Source organism: Paraburkholderia sp. GAS206C (assembly GCF_050435645.1).
Lineage (GTDB): Bacteria > Pseudomonadota > Gammaproteobacteria > Burkholderiales > Burkholderiaceae > Paraburkholderia > Paraburkholderia phenazinium_B.
Map to the genome: position 1 here is coordinate 577,520 of NZ_JBNDKR010000003.1, position 24,333 is coordinate 601,852.

Sequence of the window (24,333 nt, forward strand, 5' to 3'; positions counted from 1 at the left end):
TCTACGACTCCAGCCGGCCTGCTTTGGCTAGTTCGAATAGATGTATTGCTGCATGTCGGGCTGGTCGATATTGTTCTTGTCGAGAACTTCGAAACCCGTGCTCTTGAGGGTGGGGATTTTCTTGCCGTGAATCACGTCGGCGGCGAACTTGACGCCGTAATAGCCGATCTCGTCCGGGCGCTGGGCAATCGCGATGTCGACGAGTCCGCTCTTGATCTGCTTGTCGATGCCCGGAACCGCGTCGAATACGACGACTTTCACCACGCCTTGCTTGCCGGCTGCCTTAACGCCTTGGGCCGCACCGCTGCCCGAGAAGGTGTTGGCGCCGAACACGCCGGCCAGACCCGGATTGCGCGCCAGAACCGCGGCGACGTGAGCAGCAGCCTGGTTCGCGTCGTCTTCGTTATAGAGGGTTTGCAGCACGGTGATATTCGGGTGCTTCTTCATCTCGTCCGCGAAACCTTCAGCACGCGCGTCGGTGCTTGAAATACCCGGCTTGTTGTTTTCGCAATAGACCGTGCCCTTGTCGCCGATTGCTTTGGCAAGTGCGCGCGCAGCCACGCGGCCGCCTTCCAGATTGTCCGAAGCGATATAGGACAGCGGGAAATCCGCATCGCCCTTGCCGGTCTGGTAATGGCCATCGCCGATATAGGTGTCGACGGTAATCACCTTGATGCCGGCGTCGGCGGCCTCTTTGAGCGGTCCGATCAGCTGTTGCTTGTCGACTGGGGAAATCAGCAGGACATCAGGATGCTTGGCGATAAATGCCTTGAGAATCGGCACCTGCTCACTGGTGTTCCATTCTTTGGGAACCTGAAACAGCAATTCGACGTTCTCTTCCTTGGCGGCCCGCTCGGCGCCGCGATGCATTGTGAAGTAGAACGGATCAACCACGCCGGGCAGGAGCGCCACCACTGGATGGGCAGCATCGGCGTGCGCCAGTCCCGACAGCGAACAAACGATGATCGTTGAGACGGCAACCATACAGCGGGAAACGAATCGCTTCATTTTGTCTTCCTCCAGTTTTTTTGAGTCCGACTTGCGACGCCCGAGTTCTTTTGACGCTCCATGGCGACGTTGATCGGCTGTTCGGCAGTATAGGCCCGGGGGATGCCGGTGGCCATGCGAATGACAATGTTGTTCGCGCGGAATCGGCATTGCAGGGCATGGGTCCGACGGGCACCCGGCGTCCGGCAGATGAGCCACGCAGCGCTCGCGGGCAAGGGGGGCTGCCCCAGCGTCGGCGGCTTCGAGCAAGGAAGTGAAGAGGTTCTAACCGTTGATCGGTGGTTGCCTGCGCGTAGTCATTGTGTTGACTTCGCGCGGGCAAGCGCACCTTCCGCCTACGACTTCGAGTTTTCGTAAAGCGTGTCGCGCGGGAAGAACATGCGCGGTTCGAAAGCAGGCATGATCACCGTCGCGCCTCGTGCGGTGACGTTGACATTGCAGGTCTGGTCAATCTGCTTGCCGCGCCGGTAAATGAACGCGCCCGGGCCGCCATCGCATTCGCTGGTGTGCTCCAGCAGGCGCAGTTCGCGTCCGTTCGAAATGGATCTCGTGATGACGAACCCGTCGGCATACGCTGCGGTTACACCGACCAGGGCGGCTATTCCGATTACGACTTTCGCAATCTTCATGATGGGATCTCCGGATTCGGCTGCGTGGCGCCGATGCCAATTTAACTATTTTAGACCGTCCCGCTTTCAAAATCCCACCTTCGATCCACGGCCGGGAGCCTTCAACGTCAGCGGCTGACGGACGTCCCGCAAGCGCTCGTTGTACGATATCGACCCAGAATCATGGGCAACGTCAGAGCGCTTTGCGCATGACGGCCCTGATCGCCAAGGCACCCACCGCTAACGAGGAGACAGTCGCATGATACGTACGAGAAAGCGCACAGCAGGTCTGATTGGCACAATCCTCGTTGCGGCCGCATGCGCCGTAGGACTGGTTGCCTGCGCATCGTCTCCGGTCAATCGCGCCGCGGTGCTGTCCGGCCCGATGTCGATTGCGAAACAGGGCAGCTTTTTCATAGGCGGACGTGACGTGCATTCGGACACGCTTTCGACGCTGCCGAACTACGTGGCCTCGGGCACCGTCACCGTCGACCAGATGTATGTTCATTACCAGGTTCCCACGAGCGCCAAGCCGGTGTCGCTGACGCTAATACATGGTTGCTGCCTGACGGGCATGACATGGGAGACGACGCCGGACGGGCGGATGGGGTGGGAGGAGTATTTCGTCCGGAACGGCTATCCGACGTATGTGATCGATCAGTCCGACCGCGGACGTTCGGCGACTGACATCAGCGCGATCAATGCCGCGCGCAGCGGCAAGGCGCCGGCTTCCCAGCTGCCGAACGTGTTCGCAGCGTCGCACGAATCGGCGTGGGCCATCTTCCGTTTCGGACCGAAATATCCGGAGACCTTCCCCGGCGAGCAGTTTCCCGTCGATGCGCAAGCGGCCCTTTGGCAGCAGATGGTGCCTGACTGGAGCCCGTCGGTCGGCGTGCCCAATCCGACCGTTCCGGCGCTTTCGCAACTTGCGATCCAACTCCGTCATACGGTGCTGATCAGTCACTCGCAGGCTGGCATTTACCCGTTCCAGACGGCGGCTATCAGTACGCAGGGTATTGCTGGCATCGTGTCCATCGAACCCGGCGAATGCCCGTCTGCGACCGGCGATCTCGCGCCGTACACCCGGCTGCCCATCCTCGTGCTGTTTGGTGACTATGTCGACCTGTCTCCTCGCTGGGCTCCGCGGCTCAAAAGCTGCCAGGTTTTCGTCGACGCGGTGGACCGTGCCGGCGGCCGCGCGCAGCTCGTGCTGTTGCCGAACGAAGGCATTCACGGCAATACGCACATGATGATGCAGGACCGGAACAACCTCGACGTCGCGGACTGGATCCTCAAGTGGATCGATACGCATGTGAGTGCGGCGGGGGCGTAAGGGGACGGGGACCGGGTCTTCGACGCTATTTTTTTAGGCGGCATATGCTGCGTCAATCGACTTCCACCTCAAGGAGTATCGCGATGACGCAATCCCTACACAGCCCGGCATCCCGTGAAGCGTTGACCGACACGATCATGGACGCGAAGCTGCGCAAAAACCTGACGTTCGAGCAGATCAACGAAGGCACCGGCCTCAGCCTCGCATTCGTTACCGCGGCGCTGCTCGGCCAGCATCCGCTGCCGGCCGATGCGGCCAAGGTGGTGGTCGACAAGCTCGAACTCGGCGAGGACGCGCTGCGTCTGCTGCAGGCCATTCCCGTGCGCGGCAGCATTCCGGGCGGCGTGCCGACCGATCCGACCATCTACCGCTTCTACGAGATCGTGCAGGTATATGGTTCGACGTTAAAGGCGCTGGTCCATGAAAAACTCGGCGACGGGATCATTAGCGCGATTAACTTCAAGCTGGACTTTCAGGTAATCGACGATCCTGAAGGCGGCAAGCGTGCCGTCATCACGCTGGACGGTAAATATCTGCCGACCAAGCCGTTCTGAGGGCCGCCCTAGCCGTCTTTGGCCAGACGGCTTTCCTCGTATTTATCGGGAGTGCGCGTTGCACCGCAATGCCACGTACTCCCCGGAATTCAGCCGTTTCGACCGAGTATGATACAAATGAGGGTTACGGGCGGTCAGGCACCGCTGATCCTTTCACGTCGCCCAGCATTCTCTCTAACTCGATTTAACGGTTTTTCCACATGAGCACAATCCTTGAAAGTCTTCCGACCGGCCAGAAAGTTGGCATCGCGTTCTCCGGCGGACTCGACACGAGTGCCGCGTTGCACTGGATGCGGATCAAAGGCGCCGTCCCATACGCGTACACGGCTAACCTCGGCCAGCCCGACGAAGACGACTACGATTCGATCCCGCGTCGCGCGATCCAGTACGGCGCAGAAGGGGCGCGGCTCATAGACTGCCGGGCTCAACTGGTCGCGGAAGGAATCGCCGCGCTGCAAGCCGGCGCGTTCCATATCTCGACCGCCGGCGTGACCTACTTCAACACGACGCCGATTGGCCGGGCTGTAACCGGCACGATGCTGGTCGCCGCAATGAAGGAAGACGGCGTCAACATCTGGGGCGACGGCAGCACCTATAAGGGTAACGACATCGAGCGGTTCTACCGCTACGGCCTGCTCGTCAATCCGGACCTGAAGATCTACAAGCCGTGGCTCGACCAGGCGTTCATCGACGAACTCGGCGGCCGCGCGGAAATGTCCGAGTTCATGCGCCAGTCGGGCTTCGAATACAAGATGTCGGCGGAAAAGGCGTATTCCACCGACTCGAACCTGCTCGGTGCGACGCACGAAGCGAAAGATCTCGAAAGCCTCGAAAGCGGCATCAAGATTGTCAATCCGATCATGGGCGTTGCATTCTGGCGCGATGACGTGCAGATCGCGAAAGAAGAAATCACGATCCGCTTCGAAGAAGGACGTCCAGTCGCGCTTAACGGCGTTCAGTACACGGATGCAGTCGAATTGCTGCTGGAGGCGAATCGCATTGGCGGCCGTCACGGTCTCGGCATGAGCGACCAGATCGAGAACCGGATCATCGAGGCGAAGAGCCGCGGCATCTACGAAGCACCGGGCCTCGCGCTGCTGTATATCGCGTACGAGCGTCTCGTTACGGGCATCCACAACGAAGATACCATCGAACAGTACCGCGAGAACGGCCGGCGTCTCGGGCGCCTGCTGTATCAGGGCCGCTGGTTCGACCCGCAGGCGATCATGTTGCGCGAAACGGCGCAGCGCTGGGTGGCACGCGCGATCACCGGCGAAGTCACGATCGAACTGCGCCGTGGTAACGACTACTCGATCCTGAGCACGAAGTCGCCGAACCTGACGTACCAGCCGGAGCGGCTTTCGATGGAGAAGGTTGAATCGACCTTCTCGCCGCGCGACCGGATCGGTCAACTGACGATGCGCAATCTCGACATCACGGATACGCGTGCGAAGCTGCTTATCTATTCGGACGTGGGGCTGCTTACGCCGGGTGAGGCGTTGGCGCTTCCGCAACTGAAGGACGATAAAGAGTAAGGCGGTATTGATCGCGGTCGGCCGGATGAGGATCCTCCTTCGTTCAGCCGTCTTTTGTGATTGGCAGGGCGCGACGAGTTACGCGTCGCGCCTAGCGAGGCCTTCAGGCTTGCAAGCCATCCAGAAGAGGTTGCAACAACACCTCAGCCGGGCGCCAACGCTGCAATGACGATCTGAAAAGCGGTTCGCGAACCTGCCGCGCACTCATGGTCAGGACCTGACGCCTCGTTTGATGAAACGCCATGCAGCGTTCATCCCATTCGAGCCCGCAATGGGCAAGCATCCGCCGCACGTTGCGCTCGAAATCATTGACCAGGTCCTCGTACTCCACTTCGAGCATGACGCCTTCGGGCAAGATGCTTCGCCAGTGCGCCATCAGTTCCTCATAAGCGCGGTAATAGCGGCCAAGTTCACCCAGGTCGTAGGCAAACGGAATACCGCCGAATAGCTTCGAATAGATCGATAGACAGTTTTCCACCGGGTCTCTGTGGATATGGATAAATCTGGCGTTCGGCAACGCGAGATGAATCACCCCCAGATAGATGAAGTTAAACAGGTATTTGTCGGTGATCCGCTGATAGTCTTGAGGATTACTGATAACTGCCTGAATACGGCGCAGGTAGTCGTGGCCAATTGAAGTCAATGGTGTGGCTGCGATTGTGCGCAGGGCGTCGATGTCTATCTTGCTGCCAGGGTGAATCCGTGTCTTCAATGCTTTTTCGAAGTCGGGACGTTCGCCGACTCCGAACACCTGCGGATGGCTGGCCAGGATCTGTTCGATCAGCGTTGAACCCGAGCGTGGCATGCCTACGATAAAGACCGGGGAGCGGGAGAGGGCGCCTGTGCCGCGATTGGCTTCCAGTAGCTCGGACGTTATCAGGCTCGGGATGCGTCTGAGCAGGTCGAGCGCGCCTTGTTCATCGTAGTCGATGCTGGCGCGATATAGGGCATTGGCGCGCCGGAAGTGTTCGAACGATTCCTCATGGTTGCCGTTGTCGTCCAGCGCCTGTGCGAGTGCGAAGTGCAGGTGCATCTGGTTAGTTGGCGATAGCGGGTCAACGCTTTTTACCCGAGCGGCCATGGAGACAACGCATGGATCGGTGACAGACAGACGCTTGCTCTGAGTCAGAAGCCGGTAATAGGAAAAATTCTCAGGGTCTATCGCGATGGCGCGCCGGAAATGCAGTTCCGCTCCGTCCATATCGCCCAACGACATGAGCGTTTTGCCTAGGTTGTTGTGTACCGCCGGAACGTCTGGCGCGAGTTCAAGTGCTTCGCGGACATGCTGCAGAGCCGCCTCCGGATCCCCCAGGTCATTCAGGACAGTCCCAAGATTGTTATGCGCCTCGGAATTGCCCGGATCAAGCTCAATTGCGTTGCGATAGTGGAGGGCAGCGTCCGATAGATTCCCGTCGAACTGAAGGGCCAGTGCCAGATGGTAATGCAGCATGGCGAAATCCGGCTGCCGCGCCAGTCCTTCGCGCGCGGTTTGAGCCGCGGCTGTGAACGCCTTCATCGTCAACTGGACGATGCACAGGCTGTTGTAGAACGCCGGATTGGGGAAGACGTTGATTGCGTGCGAAACCCATGCTTCGGCAGAAGCCTGCTCGTTCGCGTTGAAGGCGGCCAGGCCGCGTAGATGCAACGCGTCGGCATGTGAGGGATTGACGGCGATCAGACGCTCAAGCAACTGCGCTGCGGTGTTCAGGTCGCCGGACTGGTACGCCCGTTGACCTTCCTTGAACCAGACTTCGCAATATTGCTGTATCGAAACGGAATCCATGTCGAAGGCGTCGTCATCGTTTCGGTGGTTGAGGGGAAACGGACGGCACGATGGGGATCGTGGCCGCGATTGGTACGTGTTGGGAGTATATGAGATTGCTCACGCCGGGGTGATATAAAGCACCTGTCCGAGCGGCGTGATGGCAGCCAGAAACCAGTACAGGAAACAGGATGACTACCTCTATCAAACCTGCAGGTTGTATCGCCAGTAGTGTCTTGCTCGCATCGTTACTGAGCGCGTGTGCTACGGACCAGCCGCCAGTCTCTGTGCCCGGCCAGTACAGTGCGCAATCGCCGTTTCCCGGTGCTGAATGGACCCGTGTCGATCCTGCGACAGCAGGCTTCTCACAGGAAGGAATCGACCAGGCCGTCGCCTATGCAAAGCGGGAAGGATCGACCTCCGGCATGATTGTCCAGCACGGCCTTGTCGTCGCCCAATGGGGCGACGTTTCAAGGAAGTCGAATCTTCATTCAGCGCGCAAGAGTTTCGCGAGCGCCCTGATTGGCATTGCAGTCGCACGGGGCCAGATAAATCTTGACGAGACGTTGGCACAACTCGGTGTCGACGACAGCGAGCCATCCCTGACGCCAACCGAGAAGCAGGCAACCGTGCGTATGCTGCTCGAAGCGCGCTCGGGCGTTTATCACCCGACGGTGTATGAAACCGCTGGTATGGAGGCGTCCAAGCCACCGCGCTATAGCCATGCGCCGGGCACGTTCTGGTACTACAACAACTGGGATTTCAACACGGTTGGCGCGATCTACGAAAAGGCCACCGGACAGCGCATCTTCGACGCCCTGAAGACTGAGATCGCAAATCCGATCGGCATGCAGGATTATCGTCCTTCGGATGGGCACTACGTATCGGGCGGCCTTGCCACCCGGTATCCGGCTTATCCCTTCAACATGAGCGCTCGCGATCTGGCGCGCTTCGCCCTGCTGTATCTGCATGACGGCCGCTGGCGCGACCAGCAGATTGTTCCGGCAGCGTGGGTTGCCGAATCGACAGCCTCGTACTCCAACACCCCGACCGGCGGCTACGGATACATGTGGTGGACAAGTACGCCCGCAAGCGGCCCGCGTGGTCCGAAGGTGGCGCTGCTCAGGCCAACCTACTGGGCCGATGGTAGCCACGGCCAATATGCCGTCGTGGTGCCCTCGCTCGACCTGGTTGTCGTCAATCTGGTCGACGACCGGCTGACTTCAAAGAGCATGCACCAGCACAATATGGAGGAACTGGTGTGGCTTGCCGAATCCGCAGGCGGCGCGACGGACATTGGGCCGGAGCCGAGGGACGGCAAGCGCGACCTTGGAGCAGGAAGTGGAGCCTAAGGCGCAGGCTCGCTTTGTTCCGCGTGTCCCTCGGGCGCCGCGGCAGCCGGTGCTCAAGCACGACTGGAAAGCGCAAAGCCGCTGGGATGGAATCGCGGCGGCCATCGCCAGGATGGCGCCGTACCTGTCTCAGCCTGTCCGCCATTCTGGTCAGAGCGGCGGGTTGGTCAGGTGGTTATTTCAACGGCTTATAGCCGTCCTGAGACGCACTAAGCATCCGCTCCACGTACCGTGCGATTATGTTGAGTCTGGCTTGAAACGCTTGCCTCGCAAAGGCGGTCTCGCGAAAAGTCGTCAGTATACCGTCAAAAATACCGTCACTTAACGGTGTCTGTAGCGAGACGCCGGTGGACGGTAATGGATTGACGTCTCCGCTCGAACGCCGGTAGGGGTGACGGAGCGGTGAATCGCTTTGGGCCATGTCAGCCGGCTCATGTCGACCCGGAGCCGCCACAGGCGTTCAGCGAAAGCGGACATCCGAGAGCCATACAGGAAGAGCGGTTGCTTCGGTGAGGCAACGGGGAAGAATCATCCGCGACGGCTTTGCCGCGTAGTCACGAGCTCTCGTCCCCTCTGTGCTCGTAATCAAAGCACGCTGACCGGCGATCCGTGCACATATCGCGAACGCTATTGACGATGGGGCAGACGCACAACGAACACGGTTTCCGTCTCGTCGGAGCGCGCTTCGATGCCGCCCCCATGGGCCTTGGCAATCTCCCGCGCGATATACAGTCCGAGCCCTAGGCTGCTGTCATTATTTCTGTCCTGATAGTCCGGGCCACGCTGCAGCGGATCAAAGATCCTGTCGAGGGTTGAGCGCTCAATGGCAGTCCCACTGTTTTTCACCTCCAGGATGACTTCCGCCTCCTCGCCGGTCAGCGTTACACGCACCGGCGCATCGGGCGACCCGTATTTGATCGCATTCAGGACCAGGTTACCAAGTAACTGCTGCAGCCGGCGGCCGTCCCAAACGCCCTGACAGTCGCCAACGATGTCCAGCGCGAGCTCCCGGTCCGGGTGCACAGCTCGCAACAGGTCCAGTTCATCGGCAAGTTGTTTTGCCAGGTCTCCCTCGGTTGGCGCGATATTGACACCCAAACCCAGCCGGGTTCGGTTGAAATCAAGCATGTCGTCCAGCAGCGCCTGCATACGCCCGCCACTTCTGATTAGTCGGGACGCAGCCATCGACACTTTCTCACCGGCATTCAGCGCTGCGAGGTACGAAGCCGTCATCTGGATAGTCTGGAGCGGACTGCGCATGTCGTGGCCCAGCATTCCAAGCAACAGGTTACGAGCCTGGTCTACCTGCGCACTGAAAAAGGCAATTGATTCGGCAATTGCCTGGTCGATGGCCTCATTGAAACGGATGATGTCCTCCGGATGGGCGGCATCGGGTCGACACTCATCCATCCACAGGCGGAGCACGCTGGCACGCAGAGCCCGGTACTCGGCAGCCAACTGGTTGATGTCAAACCCACCTCGCGCGCGCAGAAGGGCATGCGATTGCGCCGCGGTTTCCTGTGCCCCGGCCGGCTTGAGCGCCTGCCCGATCGATTTCTCGAACTGGGCCTCGCTTGTCTGCGAGGTCGACAGGTCTTTTGCTATGGCCTCCATAATCTGTTGCGCGTGGTCGCGCAAGGCCAGCGATTGCATATGAGCTGCTGCCGGCAATAGCGTACTGGCGAACGCCTCCCACTGCACCAGAATGGCTTCCATGTCACGTAGGATGAAGTCAGCCAGTCGCATGCGTGCCCCGACGTTTCGAAACGAGTCAATGTAGTTCATTTTTGCGGAATCCGTCGCCACACGCAAACTAATTGCGCCATCCCATCTGGGCCCGGCAATTGCTGCTCGAAGAGATCGCCATTGGAGGATCCGATGCCTGCTGGGAACGCAATGCGCATACTTATCGCTGACGACGACCCGAATTTGTTGGATGCATATGTGTTGTTCTTCAATGCGCAAGGCTACGACATTCGAACGGCCGGAGACGGTGTCGAAGCGCTTGACGCATATCGCGCGTGGCGGCCTGGTGTCGTTCTTCTTGATATCCAGATGCCTCGCATGGACGGACGCGCGGTAGCACGGGAGATCCGGCGCTTGCAATCCACACCTTTCCCGCTACTGGTAGCTGCCACCGCGCTGGCATCTTCCGTTGAGCAGGCTGAATCGATCAGGTCGGGGTTCGATCACCACCTTGTAAAACCTATCAACCTGCGCCTCCTTTTGACCACTATTGCGACGGGCCTTCAATCCGGTAAAGACTTATCCCCCTAGGCTGGCGTCTGGCAGTTAATGCTCTTTGCGTTTCATCGTTACCACGCAGCGCAAAGTCCGCGAGCGCGGCGACAACGGCAGTCCTCACATGTTTCGGAACGCATTGCGGTGGCTATCGTTGCAAATTGTTGACGATTGAACTGCCATCGTCGACCGGCGGCTCATGGCCGGTAGTACGCGGTTACGCAAACCGCCGAAAAGCTGCCTATTGAGAATTCCAACATCCTCGCGGCGGCGCGTTTATCGAATTGGAGCTATCGGCGAGGAGTAGTCGCTCGTGTGCCGTGGCTGGGTGACTGCCTTAGCGTCAAGCGGATCCTTGGAGTATAGGCGGCGATAGCAGAAAATTTTGCGGCGCGAGGTGCCACGACTGCCAAGTTACCGTACATAGCAAATCGAAAGGGCCTGCCTGCTAGAGGCGAGGGTCTCCGAAGAGGCGAGGACGTCAAACTCCACGGCTCGACCCGAGGATGGGTCCATAGCACGACTACACTCGAAACCAGTGGCACGCTATCGCGAGGGCTGTTCTTATCTCGACATTCCTCACTCAAACGCGGCCGCGAAGGATCGCGCTTGAAGCACTACGGCATGCGTCACTAAGCGCTCGTACAGAATGTTAAACTCTATTGCAAAAGTCGTTCAATCTGTTGGCGAAGTTCTGGCGCCAGTTCATGCCCCGTTGACACAACGAATCTATCAAGTTTTTTGTCATCGAAGCCATTTGCTTTGACGATGTTTTTAAGCGATTTGTGAAGAGTCTTCCCGAGGATGTTTTTCGAGATATTTCCCACCTGGGCATTCCAGAGTTTCTCTGACTCGGGAGACCCTCCGTCCTCGTAGATAAGTCGATTGATGATTTTCCGTTTTTCGAAAAATACTTTCTTGCCATCGGTATATGATCGCGCCGCGACATCAACCCATCCACTGGCGGTCTCCTCAGAAACGGCATAGAGCGCGGACAGATATGCCGGCGTGCAAAAGTACGCCTCTGCGTCCGAATCCGTCGTAACCCACACCGCTACACCACTAGCGCTGTATTTCTTTCCCCATTTCTCGCTTTCCTGCTCCGTCATAAAGTCGCGATCACGATGTATCACGATTTTAAGATCAAAAGCTTTCCCTCCTAACAATCCTTTCAACAATGCATTCTTGGGTAAGTTGTCGACGCCAAAGCAGCGGCAGATGGTGATTTGCCGGTTTAGTCGTGGCCACTGCCTCAGTAGTGCTCGAATTGCTTGATCATTCTCATCTTCAACGAAGAAAAGAATTTTCCTATCGAGTCCTCCCCATCCCAACAACGAACGGATCGCCTCGTCCTGCTCTTCAACTACTTGACCATTGTTCACCCATAGCAAGCTTGCTGCGGGGGAAGCTGCTCTCGCAATGTGGGGACTGTGGGTCGTCAAAAGCACTTGGACATCAAATTCGTCCGCGGCAAGTTCCAAGGCTTCAATCAGCCGCTCTTGTTTGTCCGGGTGCAAGTGTGCATCAGGCTCGTCGATAAGGATCAGCTTCGGTCGAAACAGAACAAGGTAGGCGAAAATCTGAACGATCTGCAGGACACCAGTCGCGGCAGCCTCGAGCGGGCGCTTGGCACCGGATAGCATCTGATCATCGAACGATGCCTGGATGTGCACGTCCTCCCGCTCATCGAAACTTACCTCGACTCGCACATTAGGATGCACCATCTGGACGAGGCGGTTCAGGTGCTGGAGACGCTCTTCGGCCATGCGATTGTCCGGCTCGGCGGCTTGGCGGCTGGCGATGTTAAACAGCACATTTCGCAAAACGCCCCCAGCATCGCCGCCAGCTGCCTGCCGCCTTAGCAAGGGCTTCACGAGAATAGTTTCCTTCTCGGACAAACCTGCTAATCCCGGAATATATGTCGTAATCAGCTCCTCGCGCTGCTTGAAAGGGGTGACGGCGCTACCGCCCTCAATATGCACCGAGATCCCTCCGCGATTACGCGCTGCCCAAATTCTGACCGTAGCGGTCGAAGACGTTTCGTCCTCGGCTCCGGTGTGCGTGAATGCGACCGAAGTAGGTTGACTCGATCGTTCGGGTGACAGCTCTCCTCGGTGCGCCGTCGTCAAGGGCTCGCTAGACGGCGAATAATCCAGTCTCTCGAACGAGACGACTTCAGATTGGCTCTGCGGAGGAATGTAGCTTGCGGCGCGGGTTGCCCAATGGATTGCCTGGAGTACGGATGATTTGCCCGATCCATTCGGGCCAACCAAGATGGTCACGTCCGAAAGCGGCACGCGAAGGTTTTTTACCGCCTTGAAGTTGGAAATCTCGACGGATGCAAGCTTGCTCCAACGTATCTTCTTAGTCCGCGAGTCTATCTGTGGACTAAGCTGGTCGACAGAGATGTTGGTCACTGCTGCGGGAGCGGGGTCCTGCACTTGCTCGGGCGATTGCCTCCTGACAAAGGTCCTTTTTTTGCGCACTTCGACTTGTATCGTGCGAGGTTTGCCATTAGCGTCTTTTTGAGAAACCTCCGAAACATGTCGCCTGGTCAAGCTTATCTTTCGGCCGGAAGTCTCTGACGAGGCGCGGAAATAATCAAGAAATTTTGCTTTCTCTTTCTCTGAGATGACGTCGTCGGCAGATTCTTTTGCCATATCTGCGGCTCGCATCTGCTCGAGCAAAAGCAGCGCAGGCATCTTCAATTCCGCAGCAAATTGCCCCACCGTTTGACCACCCATTTCTCAGCACCATGTTTTAATAATTGAAAGGGCCTTGCATGTCTCGAACTGATACAACTGATCGCAATAATATCTGTGGCGTGCAGTATAGCGGAGTTCATGTCACGGATTCCTTCGGCGCCCGGACGTGGATCACTCGACACGCGCGGCTGGCGTAAGCGGCCACCCTTACAGTTAGACGTCGTTCGAGTGACGAGCCAGCTTCTCAATATCTCTGAGAATGGCTTTGATGCAACTCTGCAGAGTGGAAGGCGAGTGAAACGATGTGACCTTGGGACAGGTTTCGTACGTCTTGTGGGAGTACTCTAGCTTGATTGGCGACTTCTGAGGGACACGGCTATGCACTCGGTACGACAAACAGCCAGCAAACCAAGAAGACTCACCAACTAATCGCCACCGGCGAGCCCTCGCAATTGCGGAAAATGTACGAATAGCCGGATCAAACTCCACAAAGTGGACTCCGGGAAGTAGCGAGAGCGCCGCATTCACAATCTCGCGCGCACAGCCATTGCCGCGAAGCTTTACCGGAACACGTAGTTCGATCCACACATAGTACCCGCACATCGGCTCGTAAATGACGACCGTGCCGGCAGTGTTCAATCGTATTTGGTGGAACTGGGCTACGTGCGAATCCATCGCCCAGTTCCAGCTATAGTTTCAGCGGTTTCTGGGCTGATGTATAGAAACTGACCTTGCCATGTATGGCCGTTCCCGTCGAGTTGGTAGAAGAAGCTTCCGCAACGGCGCCGTTCGGGCTTGCCAGTTTCAGTGTAGTGACCAATCAAGAGTCTGTTGTTGACAATGAGCCCGGAGCCCTCCAATTTCATGTCTCCATCTTCCAGCCTTAGTTTGACAGGGACCCCTCCCCGATCGGGGGCTAATGGCGAGAAGAGGATAGTAGCTTTGCCGTAGGGCGTTACGATATCGCCATCTATTTGGAACGCATTGTACTCACCGGAGAGCCTCGCTCGCGCGAGATGACGAAAGAACGAAAGAGCAAGAAGCGCCAACAAAAGTGCAGTAAGAACGTTCGAGATAACTCCCAATAACAGTGTGGTTCCGACTGAGTTGGATGTCGCTGCGCTGAGTTGCTTTGCCACAGGTAGGAGTAGGTGATCTAGAAGCGCAGAGCGAAAAATGATTATCAGTAGCAGGAAGGCCGCCAGCAATGGTAGGTCAACGTAAAAGCGGAACAGGCTGGAAACGAACTTCTTCATCTTTGATCCTTCCGGCTGGTGAAAAAGGCGAATGATGATGCCTAGTTATCGTCTTTGTTTGAAAATTCCAAGAATTTGAGTGCCCTAGATGCTGTTGCGGAAGCGGAAATTCTTGCTGGCCCAGTGTCAAAGTGTATATATATTACCGCGCTGTCGGGGCGTTCGTGGATTCGAGCGTTGCCTGATGGATCTGCCGGCGGATGTAGCTCTTGACAGGCCGCGCTTCGCAGCGCCAGAAGGCCACTAGGCGAAAATTCGATTTTTTTGACGTGCCTGGCCAAAGTTATTTGGTCGTTGAGAGGGCGAGTTACCCCTGATAAAATGTCGATACGACTGAAAAACCGACGAAAAGCGGGTTTTCGGCTCGCCGCTCGCGCCGCAGCGCATGCCTGAGTAAATCCGCCGGAAGTTTCGCCGGATTTCGCTTCGAATTTCTCTCCCTGCTTCACCCAAAATGTCCGATGCCGCCAGGCAGGCGTCGCTGCGCGTTTCATTTTCATAAGGATTCCTCTATGCCTGCCATCACCATTCCAATGACGCTCGAGAGCACCCCGACCACCTTTACGCCTGCGTTCACGTTTGTCGCGCAGACCAATGACTTCGACGACGTCTTCGCATGCGCCGCGATGCTCTCGGGCAAGACAATCGAAGAAGTGCGGGATATCGCCATCGCGAAAACAAAGCATCCCGCGCGAGGTCCTTACTACCTTGGCGAGTTGCAGATCGCAGCGCTGCTTGCCCAGCTAGGGCTCGTGGCGACCGTGTACAAGGAGATCGGTCGCGTGGCCGACATTCCCGATGTCGCCTTCCTGATGGTTGACTACAACGCCGACATGGAGGTCGGCCGGCACATCCTTTTCCATCGGGCGAAGGCTAGCCACGCGTCCGGTACGACAATCGAGTACGCACTCGATCCGGCGCCATGGTGCAAACCCGCCGACCGTGTTCGAACCAGCTTCAAGAGTGTTGCCGGTCACTGGGCGATCGGCATCCACGCCATGAACGTCAAGGCGGCCAGCAAGTAGTCGCGCTGCCAGAGCCAAAGTTACCCATCGCGTCATGGGCCAGTGTTGAACGCACTGGCCTTTCGCATTTCTGGCGGTCACTACAGGCGCCCCCAGAAAGCATTCAAGGAGAACCAGATGAATACCGACAATCAGAGTCCCGAACCTGGCGACGCACCGAGCCGCACTTTGCAAAAGCCGCCGCCGCTGTTCCGGCTGGGGCGATTAGTAGCGAGCAGAGGGGTACTCGCGCATCTCGAGCATCATGGCGTTGTGGCCGACCCGTTTCTCAGACGGCACGTAACCGGCGACTGGGGTGACGTGCCGCCCGAAGATGCGAAGGCGAACCGGCTCGCGGTCGTGCACGGTGCACGCATCCTGTCGTCGTACGAAGTCGCAGGTGAGCGGGTATGGCTCATCACCGAGGCTGATCGCAGTTCGACAACCCTGCTGTTCCCGTCGGAGTATTGACGATGCCGGCTATCCCCACCACGGTCACCATGATCGGCGCCGGCTTCGTGCCAGCGTTCCGACGCGTGCAGCAATGCGGCGACTTCGATTGTCCGTTCGCGGTCATCGCCATGATCTGCGGCACGAGCCTTGAAGCCGTACGCAACGTAGCTATCAGGCGGTTTCGGCACCCGGTGCACGGCCCTTACTGGATAACTGGCGACTTCATCGCCCAGTTGCTTGCGCACCACGGCTACAACACGGGCATGTATGAAGAGCCGGCGTCGGTCAGTGAAATACCCGATCTGGCGATTGCCCTCGTCGACTACGACGAGCTCAGCAATCTTGGCCGGCACGTGCTGTTCCACCGCGCCCGCGCCAGCCAGGACCCAGGCGTCAAGGTTGAGTACGTGATCGACCCGGCTTACTGGATCGAGCCGCACGATTACGTGCGAACGAGCCTGCCGGACATCCACTGGTTCATGGAGGTGTATCCGATGGGCGAGCATGGGAGCAAGGTAATCACATTTCCCGGATACGCGGCGAAGGCGACGACTGACAGGCCCGATACCCTCGCGAGTGGTTCGTTGTCGGACGGTGTGCCGCGTCTATGAGCGCGATCGGGACTGGCGAGGTAGCGTTTTGATAGGCGCGGCCCGAACCTGATCGATGAAGTCGTGCGGATCCGCTTCGAGCGCGCCGAGGATGTCAAGCAGCTCCGCGAGATCGACCCGGCGCATCCCGCTCTCGTACTTCGACACAAATGACTGTGGACGCTTTAACCGCGCCGCCACTTCTTCCTGAAGAAGGCCGCGTTGTGCCCGGATGCTCGCGAGCAGCGCGGCGATACGCTGGTTACGGGGATCGTGTATAGGATGGGTCATTGCCATATTCTAGATCTGCATACACAATATCCCATATTGGGATATAAAATATGGCGACGATGCTGGCGTTAACAATGATCTGGCTGCTGACAGCCACGGGGATAGCTGCGGCATTGATAGCCGACATGCGGCGGTTGTGCGTGCATCGCATGGGCCTGTCCCCGGTTGGCTGGTTTTTGGTGTGCCTCTGTACGGGGCCATGCGCGATCGCGGCCTACCTGGTCTGTCGGCGGGCAGCCTGGCGAAGGCTGGTCGATTCGGTCTGGCAGATCGCCGGCGACGCCTCACACCCGACCGATGTCCGCCGAAGGCGTCTGATCACCTTACGACAGAACGGGCTCATCGGCACGCCAGTCTTTCTTGCGTGTATGAAAGCGCTCAACACCCGACAGCGGCGGCATGACTGATTGCCGGGGATAGCGCATCGGTAAAGCTGTGAACAACAGACGGATCGCGAGCGTTGGAGTGCCCACCCGGCGATTCGCACTCGTATCAGGGCAGTGGGTTGAGGTAGCGCATGACCCACAAAACCAACTGACAAGAACATGCAAGCTAAAAAGTCACTAAAGAGTTTCTGCTTCGTTGCGCCCGCTTTCTTCCTCGGCGCGCTGCTGGGCGGTTGCAATGACGGGGATCATTCGACGCCTAATCTGGACGACGTCAAGGCCGCATTGCATGAGCGGTATGGGGAATGTCCGCTCTGGACACTCAGCGGCGTTCGCCGGATCGACGGGGCGCCTAACCAGAACGGATACGAAATCTCATACTCGTTCGTCCTGACGCTGAAAGATATCGGCACGCTGAACCAGCCCGGCGCTTCCGGCGAACTGGTCAAACGTGCCCGCGCATCATTGCTCGGTAATGATCCCTGTTCCTATGGCGCTGCCCTGCTGGCGGAAGAAGTGCTCAGGGAGCAGCAGCCGGTCACCCGCAGCTACCAAGGGAGTGGAGACCGGATATTCGTGCACAGCGAGCGGGGCTGGCATCTGGTCACCTCGCCGACCGATTCACTGAACCCGGCGACCTATGACCCGCTTGCGCCGCTCGACGACGCCACGGCCGCTGCAATGCAGACCGGCTCAGGCGATGCGGATTCGGATAGCTCGGGCGGGAATGACACTTCCGCAGGGCAGCAAAGCATTTTTCATCGCCTGAACCTGATGGTGATGTCGCTGTTCCGTACCGGCTCACACCCGGGTGAACCGGCCAGTGGCGGTAGTCCGGTTGCCGCTGCGGCAATGTTGGCCAGCAGCGAAGCGGTTGCGCCCGACAGCGACGCCGAACAAACGGCGGCTAGCGCGACGACTACCGACGACGCCCCTGCGCCAGCGCCGCTCGTGAGCAGCGATACAGCGGCCGCATCCGCGCCGGTGGCACCAGTATCACCAGCACCGGTGGCGGTTCCGCCAGCGGCCGCCTCGACGGTTATGCCTGCGGTTAATACCGGCACGCAGCCGCCAGCGCAGGGCACCGCAAACACCGATCAGGACACGCCCGCGCCGCCGCCTTCTGCACCTGCCATTGAGCCTCCTGCAGCGCAGCCACCAGTTGCTCGCCCACTGGCCGCAGCAGACCTCGACGGCGACTGGCGGGGCACCTATCAGTGCGGCCCCTACATTGGTTCGGGCTCGGTATCTGACCCGGACGCGTGGACGCGGCACGTCACCCTGACCGTTCGCAACGGTCAGGCGACGCTGGTACGACAGTCTGACGGCGAGCGCGCCTTTCGGGAGGTTCTTTCAGGCAACCTCCTGCCCGACCTGTCGCTGCATCTGGGCGGCACCGGGCAGCACGTTGGGGCGAAGCATCCGTGGAGCGCCGATTTCATGGGGCGCTTCAACGGTACCGGCGACACGGTGACGTTTGAGGCCAGCGGCACGCTGTCGGACTGGCATCGAGAGGAGTTTCGCGCCTGCCGCCTGGCGCTCAGCCGTTGACCTAGCCACTTTCTCTTTCATGGTGCGCGGCTGTTCGGCAGCGCCCAACAAACAATCGGGGGATCACCATCATGGCATTTTGCGACCAGTGCGGCGCGCAGTTGAGCCCGGCAGCCGCCTTCTGTAGTGGCTGCGGCAAACAGGCAGGCTCACCATCGGCGGTTCCGCTGGCGGCTCGGCAAAGCGCTTTCGAGCCGGCGAGCGTACCGGCGGGTGCACCGCCAGCCGATGACCAGGTGGGACTGCCGGAGAAATGGCGGCAGCGCTTTGCGGCTATCGAAAAGGCGGGCGGCGAACGCACCCGCTGGTGGCGATGGCCGCAAGCAAAGCAGTTGACCGGCAAAGAGAAGAGACTGATTACCTCGAACCTGTGGGCCTTCGTGTTCGGGCCGCTCTATTACCTGTACCTGGGCCTGTGGAGAAAGGCGATCACCCTGACGCTCGTGGCGCTGGTGATTGACCTCATCCTCGGCACGGCTGGCGACGCGCTGAACCTGCCCATAGATAACTTCCTCTGGATCGTGTCGGCGGTCATGTTCAGGCAATGCGCGAACGTCGACTACTACCGCAAGACCGTGCTGAACCGGCGCGAGTGGTGGTAGCTGTCGCGATACCCCATAACCGTGTTCATTCGCAGGAGAGAATTCAGATGAAGGCAGCAGAAGAAGTAGCACAGATCGTAACGGACCGGATGAGGGAATCCGGGTTTCACCATGCCGTGCGGATCGAACGCAGCGAGATTGCGCGCATAACCGGTGTTCTTCCGGCCGTTCTGGTCGAGGAAATCCGGAAGGAACTGGCGATGGCGTCACTTGTGTTCGTTGAGGCTCCGGCTGGCGGCTTTATCGTGGCTAGCCCCGCGGTATTCGCAGAAGCGCCGATTTTGACGTTGACGCAGCCGCGCAGGGCGGTTTGAGTGGGTGCTGTGTCGTCTGCGGCCTGACGGTGATCCCACATCGACAAGGAAGTATGGGTTCGGCGGGCAGGGGGCGTTCGTGCGCCGTACGTTCGGGCCGTGCTTTATGGTCGGGGTAGACGCCGTCTTTACGGTCAGCTGCCAGTTTTTCTCTGCGCTATCGGCAAAAATTATTTGGCCTCGCTATCCCACTCATTCCCGAACCCTCCGGCTGGTTTGATATCCAGCGCATTGTGCGTTTCTGGTGCAGGCGTATCGGGACGGGCACATTGTCGCCACGCGCGGTAATCTGGGTACATCGGAAGACCTGGCGGTCACGGCGCGTGTATATGAACGTTGTCCGTGAGTGAAACAGGATGCGCAGTTGTTTGCAGGGCGGCCATATTGGCACGTCTGTCGCCCAATGCTCATCGGTAGATCCAGCACCTGTCGTTCAGGTAACCAGTCGCGATTGGGACATTCATGGTAATTGCTATCCGGAATCTGATTTACGTCACACGCGATCCATGCGCGCAATTGAAGGCGCGTTTCGGTGAGGCTGGTTGGCACGTCACGATAGCGGGTTCTCCGCGCGAAGTGCGGCAAGCTGCGCGAGCCGGTTCGATAATGGGCGGTCTGCTGGATCTGTCGGGCGGTTTCCTGCCGGAGGACATAGCCGCCCTCGAACCCTGTCTCATCATGCCCAACGTTGGCTGGGTCGCAATCGCGCAAGCCGGTCAAATGGACGGCGTGCACACACGCCGACTGGTCCACGACTACTGCTTTGACTACATCACCCTTCCGTGCGCCAGCGAGCGGATCGTCGACGCGCTCGGTCATGCCTGCGGTATGGTTTCGCTGGACGAACCGGCCTCCGATGAGACAACGCTGCTGGGTGCGGAAGTGGAGATGGTCGGATCGAGCGATGCCATGCTGGCGCTGTTCCGGATGATCCGCAAGGTGGCATCAACCGATGCACCCGTGTTCATCTCGGGCGAATCCGGCACCGGCAAGGAACTCACCGCGGTGGCCATCCATGAGCACTCGCCGCGCCACGATGCGCCATTTGTCGCCATCAACTGCGGAGCAATTCCGCCGACCCTGCTGCAATCCGAACTGTTCGGCTACGAGCGCGGCGCGTTCACTGGCGCGAACCAGCGCAGGATCGGCCGGGTCGAAGCCGCGAACGGTGGCACCCTGTTTCTCGATGAAATAGGCGACCTGCCGCTCGACAGCCAGGCGAGCCTGCTGCGCTTCCTGCAGGAGCGCAAGGTCGAGCGCCTGGGCGGGCACGATGCGATTGATGTGGATGTGCGCATCATTTCGGCCACCCACGTCGACATCAACGCCGCGATGGCCGATGGCCGCTTCCGCAGCGATCTCTACCACCGTCTGTGTGTCCTGCAGATCGACGAGCCACCATTGCGCACACGGGGAAAGGACATCGAACTGCTCGCGCTATACATGCTCGAGCGCTTCAGAAAGGACGCTAGCCGGAAGTTACACGGCTTCATGCCCGATGCAATTGCGGCCATGCACAACTACAGCTGGCCCGGCAACGTGCGCGAACTGATCAACCGGGTACGGCGCGCGATCGTCATGGCGGAGGGGCGGCGGATTACGGCCGCGGATCTTGAACTGGCCGGACACGTCGATATCGTTCCGGTGACACTCTCCAGCGCCCGCGAGGCAGCGGAACGCCAGGCCATTGAGCTCGCATTGCTACGGCACCGGGGACGTCTTGGGGATGCCGCCCGTGAACTCGACATTTCACGCGTCACGCTCTACCGCCTGCTCACCGCGCACGGCATGCGGCATGCAGAGGGTGACGTTCCGACGGACGCCGAAGATATCGCCGGGTCGACCTGAACGCTCAGTCCTGAAGTTGACGTCGTTCTCGTCGTGAGCCGACCCGCGTTCCCGAAAACCCTCACCATGACCCCGAAGCCGAGACGCGACGCCTTGGCTTTCTGCGTTTGATAGGTGAAACGGGACTGCACTAAAACCACCGCTGAATTGCCATGTGTATGCTGCATACCCTACACGGTCTTCGCGCGCCAACGCGTACCCCTGATACCGCTAGCGGCTTCGCTCTATGGCATGCCGCGCAGTGAGCCTTAGACGTTGATCAGGAATTTATCGCGGTTCTTCGCATTCTTGATCCAGGCTGGCGCGCGACCCCGGCCAGACCATGTCGTTCCCGTCTTCGGGTCACGATACTTCGCCGCGACGGCCTGCTTTTTCGGACGGCCCGGACCATGTCCGAAAATATCCTTCGGCGTTATCCCATACTCGACGACCTTGATGCGGATGTCGGCGATCACCGCCTCAAGCTCCGCAGCGCGTGCGGCTTCGGCCTGCTCTTTTAGTGAGGCAATCTGAGCCTGAAGTTCCGTGTATGTCGGCATGGTGTATTTCACGTGTCATGGATAAGGAACTGATGATAGCGCCATTCAGGCCGTGCAATTCCACGTCACCAGCGAATGGCTCGTTGAACGCGTCCGGTGTTCTGGAGGGGGTGAAGTGGATATTCGGGCAACAGGCGATGTTGTCGGCGTCGCTGGCATAGCACGCCGGTGGAATTCCCTTTTCTCTACAGCCCCAGGCGATCCGGACGCACGATGGATGGACCAATGAATGCGAGCTTGCGCAATGACGAATTCGGTCCATGTGGCTGCATTCTGAAGTGTGGTCGGCGCCAGTGCCCGCGGACTTCGTGACGTGCTTCATCCGTCAACGATGAATTCATCGAATCCCCGTCGAGAATTGCAGGACCTACAACATGCCGGTCGTACAGTAGCTCGATCTGTGCGAGACGCTCAGCACGTTTGCGTTTGCCGAGGCCGCTAAATTCGCGCGGAGCCTGCGTGTAGGCCCTGTCGTGAACAACGTGCGCTTCGCGAGCGGTCAGATAAAGCAGCATCTTGATCGCGTAATCGAGTGCATGCCGCCAGTGCTGCCGGATTTCACTGTCACCCGGTTGGGGTTGGCTGAACGCGTCATCGAGCAACTGGCGAATCGTTTTGTCGGGATCATCCAGAGACAGGTCCAGCGCGTCAACCACCAGCGACCGTCTGGCATCAACGCGCCGTGAGCAGGTCACGAAGCTGATGATCTGCGATGCACCGCTGGCGGTTCGTTTGGTGCCCCGGAACAGCGCAATCGCCTCGCTCTCACCCGGTTGCGCCCAGCGCGACGGCTCGGGAATGATGCACAGGGTTTCGACCGGTAGTTCAAGCACGCCGATGGGCACGTCGTCTGCGATATATGCCCTGTCCAGCAGTCGATGCAGGGCAGCGGTTGGTTCGTACAGCGCCCCGCGTCGTTCGTCGAACGCCTGCCAGACGACGCTCTGCGATGCATGCACAGCAAGGTCTTCCGGCGACACGCCTTCAACACCATGCGGCAGGAGCCCTCGGGTGATGTCCGCATAGTCCCGAACGAGCGTTGTGGGTGGCGCGGTTTTCAGCATGGAGGTAAGGCTGGACGCTGCGAATGCCTCGGCCTCCTGGCGAAATTCACGCCATGCCGCAAGTGCGCCGGTCGCGCGGTATCGCACAGAGGCGGGCAGACGGGCGTAGAGGACGTCATTGCTCTGAATGCTTTTCTCGAGTGCGGTGACGAGCACACCGCGCAACTGCGTTTTCTGCTGACGCGCCTGGTCGCCCGGTTCGGGTGATCGCTCGACGAGTGGATGCTGTCGACGCCGTTTCGGGTACGCGACCGCAAACACGGGATCGTGCTCGACATCGATCTGCATGGCGCCATCGCGCACGCGATGCCGGTCGTCCCAGCCAAATTCGAGACGGATGTCGGAACCCAGCGCCATCGTCACTCCGGCCGGCGACGTCCGCATGGTCAGCCAGTCGACGAGTCCCGGGCGAATCTTTCCCCAGATATCGTCGATAAGCTGATCCGCCTCGTCGCCATCGCGGGAGCGAAGTACACCCGTGCTGACGAGCAGCGTGACGCCGGGGACCACTCCCGAGCATCGGACGGGCTTTCCGGCGAGCGCCATCGAGCCGAGAATCGCGATTGAGATCACGCCCGCCGTGCTAAGGCTGGAGCCGTCGCGAACAGTGACTCGCTCGCCCTCACGGAACTCTATGCCGTCGTCATCGACAATCCGGGCAGGCTGGTCACGTGTCTTGTGGGTGAACTGCGCCGCGTCGGTCAGGAACGTATCCTGCATGAAACCCTCTATACACACGTGCTGCGATTCCAGTCGGCCGCGCCATACGCGCAGATACCGGGTTGGGCGTGGCGTTACCGGGTTTGGTCTCTACCCGATCGAGAGTGTCGTACCACGACTCACGAGCGTACACCCGCACGCGGCGTGGTGGCCTTGCAGGGCGACCGGCTGGCCGTCGAGCAGGCACGATTCGTCGCCTTCCGAGATGGTCTGCTTGCCGTGCTCCTTGCACTCGACCGTGTCCCCCTTGCGAGAGATCGGTTTGCCATCCACGATGTCGGCATTCGATCCCGTGGTGACAGTTCCTCCGTGCGGGGATAGCGTATCGCCCACTACTATTACCTGACGGACCATCTGTTCACTCCACGAAAAAATGCCCAATGTTGATGCAACCCCGCTATCAGTATTCTCCTGCAAGCGATACATCAACCGCAGGATCCTAGACATTGGACAGAAGACATCGCGATAGCGAAATAGGCCAACCACGCACAGCCTATCGCTGCGACCACAATCACCGGTATGCTGACCACGCGTGGTACGCGCAACAGTCGGATTGCAGCGACCAAGCTGACAAACAAGAGGAAAAGAATTACCAGCTTGCCAATCATGGGCGCCTC

At 59.1% G+C, this 24,333-nt stretch carries 23 protein-coding genes; 13 read left to right on the top strand and 10 right to left on the bottom strand.

Annotation, left to right across the window (positions count from 1 at the left end):
• Positions 1–27 precede the first annotated feature (27 nt).
• Both P3T20_RS10975 and P3T20_RS10980 read right to left on the bottom strand, forming a co-directional pair.
• The gene (locus tag P3T20_RS10975) at positions 28–1,257 is read right to left on the bottom strand and encodes an ABC transporter substrate-binding protein (protein WP_217272798.1); all 1,230 of its coding nucleotides are present in this window, start codon (positions 1,255–1,257) and stop codon (positions 28–30) included.
• An 86-nt stretch (positions 1,258–1,343) separates the two neighbouring features.
• A complete protein-coding gene (locus P3T20_RS10980) occupies positions 1,344–1,637 on the bottom strand; it encodes a hypothetical protein (RefSeq protein ID WP_074263604.1) in 294 nt (97 codons plus the stop codon).
• 238 nt (positions 1,638–1,875) lie between these two features.
• Here P3T20_RS10980 and P3T20_RS10985 point away from each other — a divergent pair, with 238 nt between their 5' ends.
• The 3 genes from P3T20_RS10985 to argG all read left to right on the top strand — a co-directional run bounded on the left by P3T20_RS10985 (position 1,876) and on the right by argG (position 5,038).
• A complete protein-coding gene (locus tag P3T20_RS10985) occupies positions 1,876–2,949 on the top strand; it encodes an esterase (RefSeq protein WP_074263605.1) in 1,074 nt (357 codons plus the stop codon).
• Positions 2,950–3,032: 83 nt separating this feature from the next.
• Positions 3,033–3,503 carry a cyanase gene (cynS, locus tag P3T20_RS10990; RefSeq protein WP_074263606.1) on the top strand — a complete coding sequence of 157 codons (471 nt, stop codon included), beginning with the start codon at positions 3,033–3,035 and terminating at the stop codon, positions 3,501–3,503.
• A 200-nt stretch (positions 3,504–3,703) separates the two neighbouring features.
• Positions 3,704–5,038, top strand: a complete 1,335-nt coding sequence (gene argG, locus P3T20_RS10995) for an argininosuccinate synthase (RefSeq protein ID WP_074263607.1) — start codon at positions 3,704–3,706, stop codon at positions 5,036–5,038.
• Positions 5,039–5,141: 103 nt separating this feature from the next.
• Here the strand turns inward: argG and P3T20_RS11000 are convergent, their stop codons facing one another.
• Positions 5,142–6,821 (bottom strand): sulfotransferase family protein, encoded by a 1,680-nt coding sequence (locus P3T20_RS11000; protein WP_083611356.1) that lies wholly within the window; start codon positions 6,819–6,821, stop codon positions 5,142–5,144.
• A gap of 170 nt (positions 6,822–6,991) precedes the next feature.
• On the opposite strand from P3T20_RS11000, the gene P3T20_RS11005 reads away from it, so the two are divergent.
• Complete coding sequence (locus P3T20_RS11005) at positions 6,992–8,152, top strand: serine hydrolase domain-containing protein (protein WP_083611357.1); 1,161 nt, start codon at positions 6,992–6,994, stop codon at positions 8,150–8,152.
• Between the two features lie 627 nt (positions 8,153–8,779).
• Here P3T20_RS11005 and P3T20_RS11010 read toward each other — a convergent pair.
• Positions 8,780–9,898 carry an ATP-binding protein gene (locus P3T20_RS11010; protein WP_429286982.1) on the bottom strand — a complete coding sequence of 373 codons (1,119 nt, stop codon included), beginning with the start codon at positions 9,896–9,898 and terminating at the stop codon, positions 8,780–8,782.
• Positions 9,899–10,048: 150 nt separating this feature from the next.
• Here P3T20_RS11010 and P3T20_RS11015 point away from each other — a divergent pair, with 150 nt between their 5' ends.
• Entirely contained in the window at positions 10,049–10,429 is a 381-nt protein-coding gene (locus P3T20_RS11015) for a response regulator (RefSeq protein ID WP_429286875.1), read from the top strand.
• Between the two features lie 623 nt (positions 10,430–11,052).
• On the opposite strand, the gene P3T20_RS11020 is transcribed toward P3T20_RS11015, so the two are convergent.
• Positions 11,053–13,137, bottom strand: coding sequence for a translation initiation factor IF-2 associated domain-containing protein (locus tag P3T20_RS11020; RefSeq protein WP_429286876.1), 2,085 nt, complete (start codon positions 13,135–13,137; stop codon positions 11,053–11,055).
• A 620-nt stretch (positions 13,138–13,757) separates the two neighbouring features.
• Positions 13,758–14,354, bottom strand: coding sequence for a hypothetical protein (locus P3T20_RS11025; RefSeq protein ID WP_429286877.1), 597 nt, complete (start codon positions 14,352–14,354; stop codon positions 13,758–13,760).
• Between the two features lie 512 nt (positions 14,355–14,866).
• Between P3T20_RS11025 and P3T20_RS11030 the strand changes: the two genes are divergently transcribed.
• The 3 genes from P3T20_RS11030 (at position 14,867) to P3T20_RS11040 (ending at position 16,422) form a co-directional block, all read left to right on the top strand.
• Positions 14,867–15,379 carry a hypothetical protein gene (locus tag P3T20_RS11030; protein ID WP_429286878.1) on the top strand — a complete coding sequence of 171 codons (513 nt, stop codon included), beginning with the start codon at positions 14,867–14,869 and terminating at the stop codon, positions 15,377–15,379.
• 117 nt (positions 15,380–15,496) lie between these two features.
• Complete coding sequence (locus P3T20_RS11035) at positions 15,497–15,829, top strand: hypothetical protein (protein ID WP_429286879.1); 333 nt, start codon at positions 15,497–15,499, stop codon at positions 15,827–15,829.
• 2 nt (positions 15,830–15,831) lie between these two features.
• The gene (locus tag P3T20_RS11040) at positions 15,832–16,422 is read left to right on the top strand and encodes a hypothetical protein (RefSeq protein ID WP_429286880.1); all 591 of its coding nucleotides are present in this window, start codon (positions 15,832–15,834) and stop codon (positions 16,420–16,422) included.
• Here the strand turns inward: P3T20_RS11040 and P3T20_RS11045 are convergent.
• A complete protein-coding gene (locus P3T20_RS11045) occupies positions 16,417–16,692 on the bottom strand; it encodes a helix-turn-helix domain-containing protein (protein WP_429286881.1) in 276 nt (91 codons plus the stop codon). The two genes, P3T20_RS11040 and P3T20_RS11045, sit on opposite strands and share 6 nt — an antisense overlap.
• A gap of 50 nt (positions 16,693–16,742) precedes the next feature.
• On the opposite strand from P3T20_RS11045, the gene P3T20_RS11050 reads away from it, so the two are divergent.
• The 5 genes from P3T20_RS11050 to P3T20_RS11070 all read left to right on the top strand — a co-directional run bounded on the left by P3T20_RS11050 (position 16,743) and on the right by P3T20_RS11070 (position 21,393).
• Positions 16,743–17,099, top strand: a complete 357-nt coding sequence (locus P3T20_RS11050) for a hypothetical protein (protein ID WP_429286882.1) — start codon at positions 16,743–16,745, stop codon at positions 17,097–17,099.
• Between the two features lie 138 nt (positions 17,100–17,237).
• Positions 17,238–18,629: a hypothetical protein gene (locus P3T20_RS11055; RefSeq protein ID WP_429286883.1), complete on the top strand. Its 1,392-nt coding sequence runs from the start codon at positions 17,238–17,240 to the stop codon at positions 18,627–18,629.
• 71 nt (positions 18,630–18,700) lie between these two features.
• The gene (locus P3T20_RS11060; RefSeq protein WP_429286884.1) at positions 18,701–19,231 is read left to right on the top strand and encodes a DUF2628 domain-containing protein; all 531 of its coding nucleotides are present in this window, start codon (positions 18,701–18,703) and stop codon (positions 19,229–19,231) included.
• Positions 19,232–19,278: 47 nt separating this feature from the next.
• On the top strand, positions 19,279–19,545 hold the full coding sequence (locus P3T20_RS11065; protein WP_429286885.1) for a hypothetical protein: 267 nt from the start codon (positions 19,279–19,281) through the stop codon (positions 19,543–19,545).
• Positions 19,546–20,007: 462 nt separating this feature from the next.
• Positions 20,008–21,393 (top strand): sigma 54-interacting transcriptional regulator, encoded by a 1,386-nt coding sequence (locus P3T20_RS11070; protein ID WP_429286886.1) that lies wholly within the window; start codon positions 20,008–20,010, stop codon positions 21,391–21,393.
• 248 nt (positions 21,394–21,641) lie between these two features.
• Here P3T20_RS11070 and P3T20_RS11075 read toward each other — a convergent pair whose 3' ends face one another.
• The 3 genes from P3T20_RS11075 to P3T20_RS11085 form a co-directional block, all read right to left on the bottom strand.
• Positions 21,642–21,932: an H-NS family nucleoid-associated regulatory protein gene (locus P3T20_RS11075; RefSeq protein ID WP_429286983.1), complete on the bottom strand. Its 291-nt coding sequence runs from the start codon at positions 21,930–21,932 to the stop codon at positions 21,642–21,644.
• 185 nt (positions 21,933–22,117) lie between these two features.
• Positions 22,118–23,716 (bottom strand): hypothetical protein, encoded by a 1,599-nt coding sequence (locus tag P3T20_RS11080; RefSeq protein ID WP_429286887.1) that lies wholly within the window; start codon positions 23,714–23,716, stop codon positions 22,118–22,120.
• Between the two features lie 90 nt (positions 23,717–23,806).
• Positions 23,807–24,070 carry a PAAR domain-containing protein gene (locus tag P3T20_RS11085; RefSeq protein WP_429286888.1) on the bottom strand — a complete coding sequence of 88 codons (264 nt, stop codon included), beginning with the start codon at positions 24,068–24,070 and terminating at the stop codon, positions 23,807–23,809.
• Between the last annotated feature and the right edge of the window lie 263 nt (positions 24,071–24,333).